The organism is Streptomyces sp. NPDC093018, assembly GCF_040684035.1.
GTDB classification, from domain to species: domain Bacteria; phylum Actinomycetota; class Actinomycetes; order Streptomycetales; family Streptomycetaceae; genus Streptomyces; species Streptomyces murinus.
Map to the genome: position 1 here is coordinate 36,024 of NZ_JBFBFF010000012.1, position 16,321 is coordinate 52,344.

General features: G+C 73.6%; 13 protein-coding genes. 8 read left to right on the top strand and 5 right to left on the bottom strand.

The window, feature by feature from the left end:
• The first annotated feature begins 34 nt into the window (after positions 1–34).
• Positions 35–811: a dimethylargininase gene (gene ddaH, locus AB0N90_RS24950; protein WP_365200100.1), complete on the top strand. Its 777-nt coding sequence runs from the start codon at positions 35–37 to the stop codon at positions 809–811.
• Positions 812–1,040: 229 nt separating this feature from the next.
• Positions 1,041–2,018, top strand: coding sequence for an acyl-ACP desaturase (locus AB0N90_RS24955; protein WP_365200101.1), 978 nt, complete (start codon positions 1,041–1,043; stop codon positions 2,016–2,018).
• Between the two features lie 61 nt (positions 2,019–2,079).
• Here the strand turns inward: AB0N90_RS24955 and AB0N90_RS24960 are convergent, their stop codons facing one another.
• Positions 2,080–2,325 carry a WhiB family transcriptional regulator gene (locus AB0N90_RS24960; RefSeq protein WP_037659718.1) on the bottom strand — a complete coding sequence of 82 codons (246 nt, stop codon included), beginning with the start codon at positions 2,323–2,325 and terminating at the stop codon, positions 2,080–2,082.
• Positions 2,326–2,582: 257 nt separating this feature from the next.
• On the opposite strand from AB0N90_RS24960, the gene AB0N90_RS24965 reads away from it, so the two are divergent.
• A complete protein-coding gene (locus tag AB0N90_RS24965; RefSeq protein ID WP_365200102.1) occupies positions 2,583–3,362 on the top strand; it encodes a VOC family protein in 780 nt (259 codons plus the stop codon).
• A 175-nt stretch (positions 3,363–3,537) separates the two neighbouring features.
• Here AB0N90_RS24965 and AB0N90_RS24970 read toward each other — a convergent pair whose 3' ends face one another.
• A complete protein-coding gene (locus AB0N90_RS24970) occupies positions 3,538–4,638 on the bottom strand; it encodes a LacI family DNA-binding transcriptional regulator (RefSeq protein WP_365200105.1) in 1,101 nt (366 codons plus the stop codon).
• Between the two features lie 73 nt (positions 4,639–4,711).
• Complete coding sequence (gene ligD, locus AB0N90_RS24975) at positions 4,712–5,731, bottom strand: non-homologous end-joining DNA ligase (RefSeq protein ID WP_172624586.1); 1,020 nt, start codon at positions 5,729–5,731, stop codon at positions 4,712–4,714.
• A 132-nt stretch (positions 5,732–5,863) separates the two neighbouring features.
• Between ligD and AB0N90_RS24980 the strand changes: the two genes are divergently transcribed.
• The gene (locus AB0N90_RS24980; RefSeq protein ID WP_365200108.1) at positions 5,864–6,934 is read left to right on the top strand and encodes an ATP-dependent DNA ligase; all 1,071 of its coding nucleotides are present in this window, start codon (positions 5,864–5,866) and stop codon (positions 6,932–6,934) included.
• 86 nt (positions 6,935–7,020) lie between these two features.
• On the opposite strand, the gene AB0N90_RS24985 is transcribed toward AB0N90_RS24980, so the two are convergent.
• On the bottom strand, positions 7,021–8,211 hold the full coding sequence (locus AB0N90_RS24985; protein ID WP_365200110.1) for a zinc-dependent alcohol dehydrogenase: 1,191 nt from the start codon (positions 8,209–8,211) through the stop codon (positions 7,021–7,023).
• A 199-nt stretch (positions 8,212–8,410) separates the two neighbouring features.
• Here AB0N90_RS24985 and AB0N90_RS24990 point away from each other — a divergent pair, with 199 nt between their 5' ends.
• The gene (locus AB0N90_RS24990) at positions 8,411–9,394 is read left to right on the top strand and encodes a DUF3048 domain-containing protein (protein ID WP_365200112.1); all 984 of its coding nucleotides are present in this window, start codon (positions 8,411–8,413) and stop codon (positions 9,392–9,394) included.
• Positions 9,395–9,416: 22 nt separating this feature from the next.
• Here AB0N90_RS24990 and AB0N90_RS24995 read toward each other — a convergent pair whose 3' ends face one another.
• Positions 9,417–12,095 (bottom strand): AAA family ATPase, encoded by a 2,679-nt coding sequence (locus AB0N90_RS24995; RefSeq protein WP_365200115.1) that lies wholly within the window; start codon positions 12,093–12,095, stop codon positions 9,417–9,419.
• Positions 12,096–12,269: 174 nt separating this feature from the next.
• Between AB0N90_RS24995 and AB0N90_RS25000 the strand changes: the two genes are divergently transcribed.
• The 3 genes from AB0N90_RS25000 (at position 12,270) to AB0N90_RS25010 (ending at position 16,304) form a co-directional block, all read left to right on the top strand.
• Positions 12,270–13,610 (top strand): MFS transporter, encoded by a 1,341-nt coding sequence (locus AB0N90_RS25000; RefSeq protein WP_365200118.1) that lies wholly within the window; start codon positions 12,270–12,272, stop codon positions 13,608–13,610.
• Positions 13,601–14,806, top strand: coding sequence for an anhydro-N-acetylmuramic acid kinase (locus AB0N90_RS25005; protein ID WP_365200120.1), 1,206 nt, complete (start codon positions 13,601–13,603; stop codon positions 14,804–14,806). The genes AB0N90_RS25000 and AB0N90_RS25005 overlap by 10 nt, the downstream gene beginning before the upstream one ends.
• A gap of 73 nt (positions 14,807–14,879) precedes the next feature.
• On the top strand, positions 14,880–16,304 hold the full coding sequence (locus tag AB0N90_RS25010) for a DUF2510 domain-containing protein (protein WP_365200123.1): 1,425 nt from the start codon (positions 14,880–14,882) through the stop codon (positions 16,302–16,304).
• The last annotated feature ends 17 nt before the right edge of the window (positions 16,305–16,321 follow it).

Genomic DNA, 16,321 nt, shown 5'->3' on the forward strand with positions numbered 1-16,321 from the left:
GCAGGCACCGCGTCCCCGACCGGAAAGGCCCGTCGTGCCCAGCAAGAAGGCCCTCGTCCGCCGTCCGAGCCCCCGTCTCGCCGAGGGCCTGGTGACCCATGTCGAGCGGCAGAAGGTCGACGTCGGGCTCGCCACCGAGCAGTGGGAGGCGTACGTCGAGGCGCTGCGGGCGCACGACTGGGAGATCTGCGAGGTCGAAGGGGCCGACGACTGCCCGGACTCGGTGTTCGTGGAGGACACCGTCGTCCTGTTCCGCAATGTCGCGCTGATCACCCGGCCGGGCAGCGCGTCCCGCCGCCCGGAGACCGCCGGTGTGGAGGAGGCGGTGGCCGGCCTCGGCTGCTCGGTGAACTGGATCTGGGATCCGGGGAGCCTGGACGGCGGCGATGTCCTGAAGGTCGGCGACACCGTCTACGTCGGCCGCAGCGGGCGCACCGACGCGGCCGGTGTGCAGCAGCTGCGGGCCGCGTTCGAGCCGCTGGGCGCACGAGTGGTGGCCGTACCGGTGAGCAAGGTGCTGCATCTGAAGTCGGCCGTGACCGCACTGCCGGACGGCACCGTCATCGGGCACATCCCGAAGATGGACCGGCCCTCGCTGTTCCCCGGCTTCCTCGCGGTGCCCGAGGAGTCCGGCGCGCAGGTGCTGCTGCTCGGCGGGCACAAGCTGCTGATGGCGGCGAGCGCCCCGAAGACCGCCGAGCTGCTGACCGACCTCGGCTACGAGGTGGTCACGGTGGACATCGGCGAGTTCGAGAAACTGGAGGGCTCGGTCACGTGCCTCTCCGTACGACTGCGGGAGCTGTACGCCTGACCGGGTGAACCCCTCCCTCCGACGGCCCTGGGACCGGCGTGTCCCGGGGCCGCTCCGTACCCGCGGACGACCCCGGCGCACCACCTGATCTGGGAGTCTCTTACGACGGCCTTAACCTACGGTTTCGTAACCTACGGATTCGTAGCTTACGATCACGTAGGTTTCTCGGCACCGCTCGCCGGTACCCCTCGTTTGTGCTCTCCCCCGTTCGGCGTCCCCTGGAGTTCCCGTGACGATCACTTCTCCCCATCTCGGCAGCCCGTCCGTCTGGACCGACGCCCGGCTCCTGTACGCGCTGGAGGAAGTGGTGGAGGGGGAGTTGAACCGGCATCTGAAGGTCGCCAAGGACTGGATGCCGCACGAGTACGTGCCCTGGGGCGACGGGCGCAACTTCCCGGCCCTGTTCGAGGACGGCGAGGCCTGGGCGAAGGACCAGTCCAAGGTGACCGAGATCGGTCGCACCGCCCTGGTCGTCAACCTGCTGACCGAGGACAACCTGCCCAGCTACCACCACGAGATCGCCAGCCTGTTCGGCCGCGACGGCGCCTGGGGCACCTGGGTGCACCGCTGGACGGCCGAGGAGGGCCGGCACGGCATCGTGATGCGGGACTATCTGCTCGCCTCGCGCGCGGTGGACCCGGACAAGCTGGAGCAGTTCCGCATGGCCCACATGAGCGAGGGCTTCGAGTCCGACAACCGGCACTCGATGCTGCACTCGGTCGCCTATGTCGCCTTCCAGGAACTGGCCACCCGGATCTCGCACCGCAACGCCGGTCATCAGTCCGGTGACCCGGTGTGCGACCGGATGCTCGCCCGGATCGCGACCGACGAGAACCTGCACATGGTGTTCTACCGCAACCTGCTCAAGGCGGCGTTCGAGCTCGCGCCCGATCTGACGATGCAGGCGGTCCGGGACGTCGTCGTCGGCTTCCGGATGCCCGGACACGGCATTCCCGGTTTCGAGCGGGCCGCCGCGCAGATGGCGATCGGCGAGGTCTACAACCTGCGCATCCACCATGACGACGTGCTCCAGCCGGTGCTCCGCTTCCTGAAGGTCATGGAGCTCGACGGCCTCGGCCCGAAGGGGCGGCAGGCGCAGGAGGAACTCGGCCTGTTCATGGGCGGCCTGGACACGGAGGCCGGCCGGTTCGACGAGAAGCTGGCCGCGCGCAAGGCGCGGATGGCGGCGCGGGCCGCCGGCCACTGAGCGAGGCGGTCCCCGACCCCGGCGGTCGCCGGTTGGCCGGTCCCCGATCGCGGGCGGCCGGTCAGCCGGAGGTGCGGCGCAGGGCGAGACGTTCCTTCTCGGACAGGCCGCCCCAGACGCCGAAGCGCTCGTCATTGGCGAGGGCGTACTCGAGGCAGGCCGGGCGCAGCTCGCACATCCCGCAGATGCGCTTCGCCTCGCGGACCGAGCTGCCCGGCTCGGGGAAGAAGAAGTCCGGCCCCGTCTGCGCGCACAGGGCCTGCGCCTGCCAGGTCGGGTCGGCCGGGGTGATGGTGTCGAGGTGCATGGCCAGGATCATGCCGATCGGCGAAAAACGTTCGATCAACGCGCGCTCAACGCCGTCGTCGGGGCCCCCGGCCGCATCGATGATGCTCCCCGGGGCCGGCCGGTTGCACGGCGGCGCGCGGAATTCTCGAAAACCCAGCGGACATGCCAGGTCACCGAAGGTGAGGGCGCGCCCCGGCCGAGCTCCGGCGGCGCCTGTCAGTGGGCGGTGCCAGACTCGGCAGTGCACGGGACGGGACCCCTTCGAGGAGGGCGGCAATGCTCACCACCGATTTCGTCGACGGCGCGCCGAACTGGCTCGATATCGGCGCCCCGGACATCGACGGCGCGCGCTCCTTCTACGGCTCCCTGTTCGGCTGGCACTTCGAGTCGGCGGGTCCGGACGCGGGCGGCTACGGCTTCTTCCAGCTGGACGGGAGGACCGTCGCGGGTGGCATGCGGTGCGGACCCGAGCAGGGGCCGCCGGCCTGGACGCTGTACTTCAGGACCGCGGACGCCGCGGCGACCGCCCACGCGGTCGAACAGGCCCAGGGGCAGGTGCTGTTCGGGCCGGTCGATGTGATGGGCCAGGGGCACATGGCGGTCCTCGGCGACCGGGCCGGGGTGAAGTTCGGACTCTGGCAGCCCGGCCGCACCAAGGGCGTGGACGTGGCGAACGCGCCGGGCGCCCTGTGCTGGGCCGAGCTGCACACCCCGGACATCGCGGCGGCGGCCGCCTTCTACCACCGGGTGCTCGGACTTGAGACCTCCGGTGTGACCCTCCCCGGCGGTGTGTATACGTGCGTCAATCCGGCGGGCGCCGGGGAGGACGCGATGTTCGGCGGGATGGTGCCGCTGGCCCGGACGGAGGACGAGCCGTACTGGCTGCCGTACTTCGCGGTCGAGGACACCGACGCGATCGTGGCCGAGGCACGACGGCTCGGCGGCTCGGTGACCGCTCCGGCCGTGACGGTCGAGGGCGTGGGCCGCATCGCCGGGCTGGCCGATCCGTACGGGGCCCGGTTCGCGGTGATCAGGGGCGAGCGGGCGCGGGAGTGAGGCGGTGACCGGGGGCCCCGCGGGGGCTGGGGCCGGCCGGGGCGAGTCGGGCTCGCGGCGGACGGCTGACGGCTGACGGCTGACGGCTGACGGCTGACGGCTGACGGCTGACGGCTGACGGCTGACGGCTGCTGCGTACCGGCTCAGGTGCGTACGGGCTCAGGTGCGTACCGGCTCAGGCGGACGTCCGGCGGATCAGGGTGGTCGGAAGGATCACGCCGGGTCCGGGAGTCCGAGCCGCCGGGTCGAGGCCGCCCGGACCGGAGGTGTCACCCGGCCCGGCCCCGGCTGAGCCGTCCCGCAGGGCGGACGCTCCCCGCAGCAGCAGACGGGCCATCAGGCGGCCCATCTGTTCGATGTCCTGACGGACCGTGGTCAGCGGCGGGTCGGACTGCTCGGCCAGCGGCAGCATGTCGTCGAAGCCGACCACGGCCACGTCCTCGGGCACCCGCAGCCCCCGCTCCCGCAGCACCCGCAGCGCGCCCAGCGCGGTGAGGTCGTTCGCGGCGAACACGGCGTCCACATCGGGGCGGCGGTCGAGGAGTTCCCGCATGGCCCGCTCCCCGCCGGCCGGGGTGAAGTCGCTCTCCACGACCAGCGAGGGATCGCCGCCGCCCTCGGCCGTCTCCGCCATGACATCCCGGTAGCCGTCGAGCCGGTCCACGGCCGAGGTCTGGTCCAGGGCGCCGGTGATGTGCGCGATCCTGCTCCGGCCGAGCCCGGCCAGATGGCGTACGGCGATGCGCGCGCCGCCCCGGTTGTCGGTGTCCACGTACAGCGGTGTGCCGGTGCGGTCCCGCCAGCCCGGCCGGCCGCCGAACACGGTGGGCACCCCGGCGTCATGGATGAGTCCGGGCAGCGGGTCGTCCAGGTGCAGGGAGAAGACCAGCGCCCCGTCGACATGGCCTCCGGCGAGATAACGGGCCACCCGGGTGTGATCGTCCCGGCCCTCGGTGAGCAGCAGCACCAACTGGTTGTCGTGGGCGGTCAGTTCCTTGCTGATGCCGCGCAACTGGAGGGCGAAGAAAGGGTCGGTGAAGACCCGGGCCTCCGGTTCGGCGATGACGACGGCGACGGCGTCGTGCCGCTTCGTGACGAGGCTGCGCGCCGCCTGGTTGGGGACGTAGCCCAGTTCGGCCACGGCCCGCCGTACCCGCTCGGCCAGTGATTCCCGTACGCCGTATCCGCCGTTGACCACCCGTGACACGGTGGCTCTGGAGACCCCGGCGCGCGTCGCCACGGCCTCCAGGGTGGGACGTGACACTGCCTCGGGCACCACGGGACTCCTCATCGGCCGGTTACCGCCCAGGATAACGAGGGTTCGGTGCCCGGCGGGGCGCCGTCGGCCCTCAGGGCGCGGGGTCCTTGCGGGCCCGGCTCGGCTGGACGCGTTTGGGTTCACCGGGCATCTTCGGGTACTCCGGTGGGTACGGCAGATCGCCGAGCCCGTGGTCGTGCTCGTCGCGGCGGGCCAGCTCCAGCAGGGCGTCCAGGGAGTGGGCGTGGTCGTCCATGTCGGCGTGCACGTCGCCGAGTTCGGCGAACCGGGCCGGCATGGTGGCCAGGTCGAAGTCGCGGGGGCGGGCGGAGTCGACCTCGCTCCAGCGCAGCGGCGCGGAGACGGTGGCCTCCGGGCGGGGCCGTACCGAGTAGGCGGAGGCGATGGTGCGGTCGCGGGCCGTCTGGTTGTAGTCGACGAAGATCCGGGCGCCGCGCTCCTCCTTCCACCACTTGATGGTGACCTGTTCGGGCATCCGGCGTTCCAGCTCCCGGCCGACGGCGATGGCGGCGCGCCGTACCTGGGTGAAGGTCCAGCGGGGTTCGATGGGCACGAAGACATGCAGTCCCCGGCCGCCGGAGGTCTTCGGCCAGCCGCGCAGTCCCCCGAACTCGTCGAGTACGGCGCGCAGTTCATGGGCGGCACGGACGGCGTCCGTGTAGTCGGTGCCGGGCTGCGGGTCGAGGTCGATGCGGAGTTCGTCGGGGTGGTCGACATCGCCGGCGCGCACCGGCCAGGGGTGGAAGGTGAGGGTGCCGTACTGGGCGGCCCACACCACGGCGGCCTCCTCGGTCGGGCACATCTCGTCGGCGCTGCGGCCGCTGGGGAAGGTGATGTGGGCGGTCGGGATCCAGTCGGGCATGCCCTTGGGGGCGCGTTTCTGGAAGAACCACTCCCCCTCGATGCCGTCCGGGTAGCGCTCCAGGGTGGTGGGCCGCTCGCGCAGCGCGCGCAGGATGCCGGGGCCGACCGCGATGTAGTAGCGCGCGAGGTCCAGCTTGGTGAAGCCGCGCTCCGGGAAGAACACCTTGTCCGGGCTGGACAGCCGTACGGTCCGCCCGGCGACCTCCAGTTCCAGCGCTTCGGCCATGCGGCCACCGTAGGCGCCCCCCGCGCGGCTCGCACACCGGGCGCGGGCGGTGCGCATGCGGGTGCGTACACGGGTACGCGCATGGGCGCGCACGCCGGGCGGGCAAGGGCGCGCACGAGCAGAATTTGAGCCATGGAGCTGCCCGTGATGCCGCCCGTGAAGCCGATGCTCGCCAAGTCGGTGGCGAGGATCCCGCCGGGCATGCACTACGAGGCGAAGTGGGACGGGTTCCGGGCGATCGTGTTCCGCGACGGCGCCGAGATCGAGCTGGGCAGCCGCACCGGCAAGCCGTTGACCAGGTATTTCCCCGAGCTGGTCGAGGCGCTGCGGGAGCGGCTGCCGAAGCGGTGCGTGCTCGACGGGGAGATCGTGATCGCGCGGGCCGGGCATCTGGACTTCGACGCGCTGACCGAGCGGATCCATCCGGCCGCCTCCCGGGTGCGGACGCTGGCGGAGCGGACCCCCGCGTCCTTCGTCGCCTTCGATCTGCTGGCGCTGGACGACCACGCCCTGCTGGACGTGCCGCTCACCGATCGCCGGGCGCTGCTGGACCGGGCCCTCGCCGATGCCGGGCCGCCGGTGCATCTGGCGCCCGCGACGACGGATCTCGCGGTGGCCGAGCAGTGGTTCGAGCGGTTCGAGGGCGCCGGGCTCGACGGGATCGTCGCCAAGCCGCTCGATCTGCGCTACCGGCAGGACGAACGGGCCATGTTCAAGATCAAGCACGAGCGCACGGCCGATGTCGTCGTGGCCGGGTACCGGCTGCACAAGAGCGGCCCGGTGGTGGGCTCGCTGCTGCTGGGCCTGTACGACGGGCAGGGCAGGCTCCAGCACGTGGGCGTGTCGGCCGCGTTCCCCATGAAGCGGCGCGCCGAACTGATCGAGGAACTGGCGCCGCTGCGGATGGACGACGTCACCGGGCACCCCTGGGCGGCCTGGTCCGAGGAGGCCGCGCACGAGAACGCGCGGCTGCCGGGCGCGCCGAGCCGCTGGTCGGGCAAGAAGGACCTGTCCTGGGTACCGCTGCGGCCCGAGCGGGTGGCCGAGGTCGCCTACGACCACATGGAGAACGGGCAGCGCTTCCGGCACACCGCGCGTTTCCGCCGCTGGCGCCCCGACCGGACGCCCGAGAGCTGTACGTACGCCCAGTTGGCGGAGCCGGTGCGGTACGACCTCGCGGAGATCCTCGGAGAGAAGGACTGAGACCGCCGCCGCCGAAACGCTCGGCCCCCTGCCGCCACGGCTTCATGAGGACCTTGGCCGCCACGGCTTCATGAGGATCTTGATCGCTACGGCTTCATGAGGATCTTGATCGCGCCGTCCTCCTTGCGCTGGAACATCTCGTAGGCGTGCGGCGCCTCGGACAGCGGCACCCGGTGCGTCGCGAAGTCCTCGACGCCGAGCGGGTCGTCGTCGGTGAGGTACGGCATGATCTGGTCGCTCCAGCGGCGGACGTTGGCCTGCCCCATCCGCAGCTGGGTCTGCTTGTCGAACAGGGTGAGCAGCGGGATCGGGTCGGCCGTGCCGCCGTAGACACCGCTGAGCGAGATGGTGCCGCCCCGTCGTACCAGGTCGATCGCCATGTACAGGGCGCCGAGCCGGTCGATGCTGAAGCGTTCCGCGAGGGGGGCCGCGACCGCGCGCGGCATCAGGGCGGTGGCCTGCTGGGCGAGCCGTGCGGCCGCGCTGCCGTGGGCCTCGGTGCCGACGGCGTCGATCACCGCGTCCGGGCCCCGGCCGCCGGTCTCGTCGCGGATCGCGTGGATCAGCGCCTTCTCGTCGTCGAAGGTCCGCAGGTCGTACGTCTTCACTCCGCGCCGGTTCGCCCGCGCGAGCCGCTCGGGCACCAGGTCGATGCCGAATACTTGTTCGGCGCCGCGTGCCTTGGCGATCCGGCAGGACATGTCGCCGATCGGGCCGAGGCCGAGGACCGCGACGCTGCCGCCGGGCGGGATCGCCGCGTACTCGACGGCCTGCCAGGCGGTGGGCAGCACATCGGAGAGATAGACGAAGCGGTCGTCCGGCGGGCCCTCGGGCACCTTCATCGGGCCGAACTGGGCCTGCGGCACCCGCAGATACTCGGCCTGGGCGCCCGGTACGGCGCCGTAGAGCCGGGTGTAGCCGAACAGGGCCGCGCCCATGCCCTCGCCGGTGACCTGGGTGGTCTCGCACTGGGTGGTGAGCCCGGAGTCGCACATGAAGCAGTGCCCGCAGGAGATCTGGAACGGCACCACGACCCGGTCGCCGGGCTTCAGGTCCGTCACCTCCGAGCCGACCTCCTCCACGATGCCCATGGGCTCGTGGCCGAGGATGTCGCCCGGGGTCATGAACGGGGTGAGCACCTCGTACAGATGCAGGTCGGAGCCGCACAGCCCGCTGGAGGTGATGCGGATGACGGCGTCGGTGGGCTTCTCGATCCTCGGGTCGGGCACGTCCTCCACCCGCACGTCCCGCCTGCCCTGCCAGGTGACTGCCTTCATGAGGTCGCGCTCCTCTTCGGTCGCGTACGTCCGTTCTGCGGTGGCGGCCGGGTACCCGTGCGTCCGGACGCCGAATCCCCTGGTGGGCACGGCGGGGGTGCCGGGCGGGTGCCGGAGGCGGGCACAGCGGGTATGACTCGCGTGCGCGCACGATCGCACGGCGGACGGCGGATGACGCATGACGGACGGGGTGGCGAGGGTGGGTGGAAGACGCGGTCGGCGACGAGGTGCCGGGAGACCTGGTCGGCGAAGGGCCGCGGTGACGGCGGTCGTGCTGGTCGCCGCCCTGGCGTCGGGGTGCGGCGGGTACGGCGACCGGCATGACCGGGGGCCGGTTCCGACCCGGCCCCCGTCCCCCACCGCGCCGGGCGGCTCGCCGCTCGCCGTGAAGATCGACAATGTGCCGGCGGCCCGCCCGGCGACCGGGCTCGACGCCGCCGACGTGGTGTACGCGGAGCAGGTCGAGGGCGGGCTGAGCCGGCTGATGGCGGTGTACGCGAGCCGGCTGCCGAGCGCCGTCGGACCGGTGCGCAGCGCCCGCGAGTCCGATCTGGAGCTGCTCGGCCAGTTCGACCGGCCGTATCTGGCCTTCTCCGGTGCCCAGCGCACGCTGCTGCCGCTGATCGAGCGGGCGCCGGTGCGACCCGAGTCGCCCGAGGAGGCAGCCGCCGCCTACTACCGGGACAGCGCGCGGGCCGCACCACACAACCTCTGTCTGCGCCCCGCGCGCCTGCTGCGCTCCGCACCGGGCGAGGGCGCGCTGACCACGGGCTTCCGCTACGGCCCCGACCCCTCCGGCGGCACCCCGGTGGCCTCGCGCACCGTGCGCTATCCGGCGGCCCGGTTCACCTTCACCTGGTCGGCGGCCCGGCACGGCTGGCTGATCGCGATGGACGGCACCCCCACGCTCGCCACGGACGGCCCCCGCCCGGCGCCGCCGACGGTCGTCGTCCAGTACGTCCAAATCCGCGACTCGCAGTACCACGACGTGCTCGGCAACCCCACCCCCTACACCGAGACGGTCGGCTCCGGGCGGGCGGAGGTGCTGCGCGACGGCCGTTCCTTCGCCGCCACCTGGTCGCGGCCCGCGGCGAACGGCGGTACGACGTTCACCGGGGCGGACGGCGCGCCGCTGGACTTCGCCGCCGGTCAGGTGTGGGTGGTGTTCGCGCGGGCGGCCTGAACCGCCCTGCGGCGCGGGAGGGTTACCGTGCTCCTCCCTCGTCGAGCGCCGCCCTCGCCTGTGCGACCAGGCCGTCCGCCCCGCAGGAGCGGGCCAGGTCCAGACCCCGGTCGAGGTCGGCGGCGGAGCGGGCGAGGATGCCGTACTCGATGCGGGCGGCCGCGTGTTCGTACTGGGAGGGCGAGGCCTCCAGATAGGTGACGGCGCGGCCCGCGAGCTGGAGTGCGCGGGCGCCGGTCTCGAGCGCGGCGGCACAGCGCAGGGCCTCGCCGATGGCGGTGTCCGTGCCGAAGCGCTCGGCGTGCCGCCGGGCGTCGGCGGCGAGCCGCTTGCTGCGGGCCGGGTCCTGGACCGCGAGGGCCCGGGCGAGGTCGACCGACCAGGGTGCGAGGACCGGGTTGTGGCCGCCCCGGGAGACGGCGGTCTTCTCGGCGGCCTCCAGCTCGTTGACACCCTCTTCCGTACGGCCGACGGCGAGCAGCAGCCGGCCGCGCACCGAGCGGACATCGGGCAGCACGATGGTGGACGGGTACGGCGGGGCGAAGCCGTACTGCTCGGCGACCGACCAGGCTTCGTCGACGCGGCCGCGGGCGAGCAGGGTGTCGACCAGACCGCAGGTGGCGGACCAGTGCAACGGCAGGCGTCGGCCCACCCGTTCGGCGAGGACGAGGGCTTCGCGCAGATTGGTCTCCGCGTCCCGCAGGCGGCCCTGCCGACGGTAGGCCAGGCCCAGGTAGGCGTTGGCCAGGGAGAGATGGCCGCCGTGCCACCCGGCGCCGGTGTACACGCGCAGGGCCTCGGCGAACAGGCTCTCGGCGCGGTCGAGCCGGTCGGTGTAGACGTAGGCGCTGCCGAGCATCATCAGCAGTTCGATGCCCCACTCGCGGTCGGTCCAGCCGAGGCCGGGCGCGAGCCGCCCGTTGACGAGGGCCCGGTCGCAGAGTTCGACGATCTCGGCGGCGCTCTCGCCGTGCGTCATGGCGTCGAAGCCGCGCAGGATCAGCAGCGCGCGTTCGGTGTTGTCGCGACCGGTGCAGGTGGCGGCGAGTTCGGCGAGGCGGTGGGAGCGGGCCGGGGCGACGGTCTCGCCGTGGATGCCCTCCCACATGTACTGGAACGCCTGCAACCGCATCCGCACGGGCCCCGGTTCGTGCCGGGCGGCCTCGGCCTCGATGGTGCGGACGGCCTCCTCCAGCTGGTCGTTGTGGAGCAGGGCCTGGGAGAGGCGGACCACGGCGTCGACGCGTTCGCCGCCGTCGAGGCCGCGCATGCCGAGGGCGCTGCGCAGCTGGCTGATGGTGACGGCGGGCGCGGTCAGCAGCGTGGCGCAGCCCAGTTCGTACAGGACATGGGCGTGGATGTCGGGGCGGGGCGGCTCCTCCAGGGCGCGTTCGAGGCAGACGCGGGCCGCGTCGGGCGCGCCGACGGCGAGGTGTTCGCGGGCGGCCTCGCGCAGCCGCTCGACCAGTCGCTCGTCGGCCTCCGGATGGACTTCGAGGAGGTGCCGGGCCGCTTCGGCGGCGCCCCGGCCCAGCTCGGTGACGATCTCGGCGGCCACGCCGTGCATGGCGGTGCACACGCCCGGCGGGATGGAGTTGTAGACGGCGGAGGCGATCAGCGGGTGCACGAACTCCAGCTCGCCGCCCCGGTGTTCACTGGCCGCGGGCTCGGGTGTGGTGAGGATGCGGGCGGTGCGCAGCAGACCGGCGCAGTGCCGGGCGGTGTCCTCGTCCATGGTGGCGAGGCGGGCGACCGACTCCAGGGTGATGCCGGTGCCGAGGACGGCGGCGGCCCAGGCGAACTGGGTGGCCTGGAGGCCGAGTTCCTTGATCCGGTCGACGAGTCCGCCGCCGCGGGCCGCGCGGTTGAGGGCGCGCAGTTCCCCGGCGCGGGCCTCCACCGGCGACAGTTCGCTCTCCTGCACCTTGGCGAGGAGCTCGACGGCGTCGTACGGATTGCCCGCGGTGACGGCCCAGACCTCGCGGCAGAACGCGTCGTCGGCGTGCCGGCCGAGGGTGGCGCGGGTGAGTCCGGCCGCCGCGCCGGGGGTCAGCTCGCGCAGGTTGTTGACGGGGCGGCCCGCGGCCTCGGCGACCGCGTCGAGGTGCCGGGCGCTCTCCCCGCTGACGTCGCCCGGCCTGCGGGCGACCACGACCAGGACGGACAGGTCGTGCAGGCGTTCGGCGAAGGCGGCGAGCCAGCGCAGGGTCTCCTGGTCGGCCCAGTGCGCGTCGTCGATCAGCAGCACCAGCGGCCATTCGCGGCGGGCGAGCCGGCGGACGGCGGCCACGAGGCCGTCGCACACGTACTGCGGGTCGGCGCTCTCCTCCTGCGGTTCGGCTATGCCGAGGGCGGGACCGGCGATGTCGTACCAGTCGCCGAGGTACTCGCGGGCCTCCTCGGGCAGCAGCGACAGCAGCGCGGGCTGGAGCAGCTGCCGTACCACGTTGAAGGGCACGGACCGCAGGGTCTCGGCGCCGCGTGTGTACCACACGGTGCAGCCCCGGCGTTCGGCCATCCGGCGGGTCTCGGTCAGCAGCGCGGTCTTGCCGAGGCCCGCCTCGCCGCGGAAGACCAGCAGGCCGCCCGCGGAGGACTCGTCGGCGCGCAGTTCCTCGATGGCCCGCGCGACGGTGTCGATCTCCGCGTCCCGCTCCCACAGGGGAGCCGAAGCGGCCGCCGCCGGCCGTCCCTCCGTCATCCCGTTACCTCCCCAAGGTCGCCCGAATGACGTACAGACCCCGAGCGTAGCCGTCCGGTGGGATATGTGGTGGCCGGTCGGGGCAGCTCTTGCACAGCCGGGTGAAAGTTCGGGCGGCCGGGCGACGCGGGGCCGCCCCGATCAGCGGTGTCGTCGGCGGACGGAGCGTCAGCGGTGAGCGGGACGAGGCGGGTTGCGCGGGCGCGTACGGCGGGCCGGGGCCCCGGGGTGCGGGCGGTGGCGGCGGGGTCGGTCGGGAACTTCGTGGAGTGGTATGAGTTCGCGGTCTACGGCTTCCTCGCGACCGTGCTCGCCGAGCGCTTCTTCACCCCGGCGGGCGGCGGCGCGGTGGAGGGGCTGGTGCGGACGTACGCCTCCTTCGCGCTCGCGTTCTTCTTCCGGCCGCTGGGCGCGGTGCTGTTCGGCAGGCTGGGCGACCGGTACGGGCGGCGGCCGGTGCTGATCGGGGTGGTGGCGCTGATGTCGGGCGCGACGGCGCTGATCGGGACGCTGCCGACGTACGGCGCGGTCGGGGCCCTCGCGCCCTGGCTGCTCACGCTGCTGCGGATCGTCCAAGGCCTCGCGGCGGGCGGGGAGTTCGGCGGCGCGGTGGCGGTGCTGACGGAGTTCGCCCCGCCCGGGCGGCGGGGGCTGTACGGGGCCTGGCAGTCCTTCACGGTGGCGCTGGGGCTGCTGGGCGGCGCCGGGGTCACGGCGCTGACGGCGGCGGTGCTGGGCGCGGAGCGGCTGTCCGCGTGGGGATGGCGGCTGCCGTTCCTGCTGGCCGTGCCGCTGGGCCTGCTGGCGCTGTGGCTGCGCAGCGGCCTCACGGAGACTCCGGAGTTCCTGGAGCGGGCCAACGCCCCCGAGGCAAAGCTCGGTTGGGGGGCGCTCGTGCTCGCGGCGGCGCGGGTGACGGGCTGGGCGGCGGCCGGTTACACCTTCCTGGTGGTGCTCCCCTCGTACCTCCAGGCCGCGCTGCACACGGGTTTCGCGCAGGCGCTGCTGGCCGCGGCGGTGGCCAACGCCGGGTTCGCCGCGGCGATCCTGCCCGCCGGGGTGCTCAGCGACCGGGTGGGGCGGCGGCCGGTGCTGCTCGCGGGCGCGGTGCTGGTGGTGGCGACCGCGCTGCCGGTGCTCGATCTGCTCCGGGATCCCGGCGCTTCGACACTTGCGAAGGCCCTCGCGCTGGCCGGCGCCGGCGCGGTGGTGGGTCTGATGGCGGGCCCGGGGCCTGCCCTGCTCGCCGAGATGTTCCCCTCCCACATCCGCTGGACCGGCCTCGGCCTCGCCTACGCCCTGTCCAACGCGGTCTTCTCCGGCTGCGCGGGCCTGATCATCACGGAGGCGGTGCGCAGGACCGGGAATCCGGACGTACCCGGGTACTACGCGGCGGCCGCGTGCGCGGTGAGCGCGGCGGCCCTGCTGAAGAGGGCGCCACAGGAGGGGAGTTGGCGTTGTAGGCCAACGGAAGAAGCGGCACCGGAAGCGAGTTGGAGGAAGCGGTGCGAGTGATCGGGCTGATGTCCGGGACGTCGTACGACGCCGTGGACGCGGCGGCCGGCGATCTGCGGCTGGACGGCGACACCTTGGTGCTGCGGCCCCTCGGGATGGTCGGTGCGCCGTACGAGGAACCGTTGCGCGCGGCGCTCGCGAAGGCGATGCCGCCCGCGGAGAGCGGCTTCGAGACGGTGTGCCGCCTGGACACCGGGATCGGGCGGGCGTTCGCGGCGGCGGCGGTGCGGGCGGACCGGGAACTGTGCGGCGGGCGGGCGGAGTTGGTGGCCTCGCACGGGCAGACGGTCTACCACTGGGTGGCCGACGGGCGGGTGCGCGGCACCTTGCAGCTCGGGCAGCCCGCGTGGATCGCGGAGGCGACCGGGCTGCCCGTGGTCGCCGACTTCCGGGCCCGGGACGTCGCGGCGGGCGGCCAGGGCGCGCCTCTGGTCAGCCTGTTCGACCTGCTGTGGCTGCGGGGCAGGCCGGGCCGCCCGGTGGCGCTGAACATCGGCGGCATCGCCAATCTGACCGCACCGGACGGCACCGCCTTCGACACCGGTCCTGGCTGTGCGCTGCTGGACGCGGCGGCGCGGGAGTTCAGCGGCGGGCGGCTGGCCTACGACGCGGACGGGGCGCTCGCCGCCCGCGGCCGCCCCGACCCGCGGCTGCTGGAACGGCTGCTGGCGGAGCCGTACTACGCTCTGCCCGCGCCGCGCACCACCGGCAAGGAGCTGTTCCACGCCGGATATCTGCGGTCCGCCGGTGCCTTCGACGGGGGCCGCCCGGAGGATGTGCTGGCCACGCTCGCCCTGCTGACCGCGCGGACGGTCGCGGACGCGGTGCGGTCCGTCGGCGCGAGCGAGGTGATCGCGTCCGGCGGGGGCGTGCGCAATCCGGTGCTGGTGCGTCTGCTCCGGGAACTGCTCGACGGGATTGCGCTGCGTTCCTCGGACGAACTCGGGCTGCCCGCCGCAGCGAAGGAGGCGTACGCCTTCGCCGTGCTCGGCTTCCTCACCGTGCACGGCCTCGCGGGCACCGATCCGCGCAGCACGGGGGCGCGGCGGCCGAGCGTACTGGGGTCGGTGACGCCGGGGCGGGACGGATTCCGGATGCCGGTGGCCGCGAGGCGCGCGCCGGTGCGGCTGGTGATCGAGGGCGGGGCGGGGAGCCGGACGGCGCCGGCCGAAGAAGCCGAAGAAATCGAGAGGTGATTTGTCCCGGGTCGGCGGGATTGGCGGCAGATCCTCTCATCGCACTTTCACGGTTGCCTCTTACGGTGGGGCCATGACGCAGGTGACTCCTCCCGGGTGGTACCCCGACCCCGGGCAGACGCATGACGGCCCACCCACCGAGCGCTGGTGGGACGGCACGGCCTGGACCGACCGGGTCCGCCCCGCCGGGACGGCCGCGCCGTGGGGTCCCCCGGCACAGGTGGCTCCGGCGGATCAGCCGGAGACGGGGCGGCCGGAGACGAGTGGCGCGGAGACGGGCCGGGCGTCGGACGACGGCCGGACACCGGAGAACGACCCGGCGGCGCAGGCCGACCCGTCGGCAGCCACCGGCATCGGGGCGCAAGCCGACTCGGCGGCAGCCACCGGCACCGGAGCGCAGGCCGGCCCGGAGGCGCAGGCGTCTTCCGTGCCGCCCGTCGGCCAGACCCCCCTCGCCGGTCCCGCGGCGGGGACCACTCCCCTGCCGTCCATCGGCCAGGCGCCGCCCGCCGGTCAGGTGCCGCCCGGCTACGGCGCCCACCCCGGCCACCAGCCCCCGCCCGGGCAGCCCGGCTACCCGGCGTACACCGGCTACCCCTCCTATCCCGCGTCGCCCCCGCCGCCCTCGCGCAGCGGGCTGCGGACCGGCATAGCCGTCGCCGCGGCGGTCGCGGTGCTGGCCTGCATCGGGATCGGCGTCTACGCGCTCACCGACGACAACGGCGGGAGCAACGACCGCGCCGGGGTGCGGCAGGGCGCGAGCGGCGGGCAGGACGGCGGCGGGTTCGGCGGCCCGGGCGGCGCCGGTGGGTCCGACGGCTCCGGTGGTGCCTCCGGCGGGCAGGGCGGTCCGGGCGGCTCCGGCGGCCTGGGCGGCTCCGGCGGTCCGGGTGGTTCGGACGGCTCGGGCGGCTCGGACGGCTCCGGCGGCTCCGGCGGTCAGTCGCCTTCGCCCTCGCCCAAGATCAAGGGCGGCGGGACCGTGCCGGACTCGATCGACGGTGTCAGCCTGCCCGTGCCGAAGGGCTGGACCGGGCAGGCGATCAGCGTCGGCGCGCAGGTCACCTCGGACAACTCCTACAAGTGCCCCGGCAACAGCTCCCAGACCTGCACCGCGGGCGGCGCCTACACCGCGCCCGCCGTGGCACTGGGCACCGACGGCGACACCGCGGAGCAGGTCGCGAAGGCGGACATCGCGGCGAACGCGAAGGAGTCGTACGGCGGCAGCACCTACGGCAGCATCACCTCGCACCAGCAGCTGGCCGCGGAGGCGGTGACGGTGGCCGGGCAGAAGGGCTATCTGGTGCGCTGGAAGGCGGTCACCAGCAAGGGCGCCGACGGCCTGGTCGAGTCGGTCGCCTTCCCCTCCCCGAACGACGCCCGGCAGATGGTGGTCGTGCGCTTCGGCATCGACGTCGGGCAGGACACGTCGGTCATCGACGAGATCCTGAAGGGGATCAAGGTCTCCTCCGGCGGCGGGGACGGCCAGAACGTCTGACCGGGGCCGAAGAGTCC

Coding starts and splice junctions, on each gene's coding strand:
- ligD (WP_172624586.1), bottom strand. CDS start 5,731: ATGGCCGAAGCGCTGGAACTGGAGGTCGCCGGGCGGACCGTACGGCTG.
- AB0N90_RS24960 (WP_037659718.1), bottom strand. CDS start 2,325: ATGCACCTCGACACCATCACCCCGGCCGACCCGACCTGGCAGGCGCAG.
- AB0N90_RS24980 (WP_365200108.1), top strand. CDS start 5,864: ATGGAGCTGCCCGTGATGCCGCCCGTGAAGCCGATGCTCGCCAAGTCG.
- AB0N90_RS24995 (WP_365200115.1), bottom strand. CDS start 12,095: ATGACGGAGGGACGGCCGGCGGCGGCCGCTTCGGCTCCCCTGTGGGAG.
- AB0N90_RS25010 (WP_365200123.1), top strand. CDS start 14,880: ATGACGCAGGTGACTCCTCCCGGGTGGTACCCCGACCCCGGGCAGACG.
- AB0N90_RS24965 (WP_365200102.1), top strand. CDS start 2,583: ATGCTCACCACCGATTTCGTCGACGGCGCGCCGAACTGGCTCGATATC.
- AB0N90_RS24985 (WP_365200110.1), bottom strand. CDS start 8,211: ATGAAGGCAGTCACCTGGCAGGGCAGGCGGGACGTGCGGGTGGAGGAC.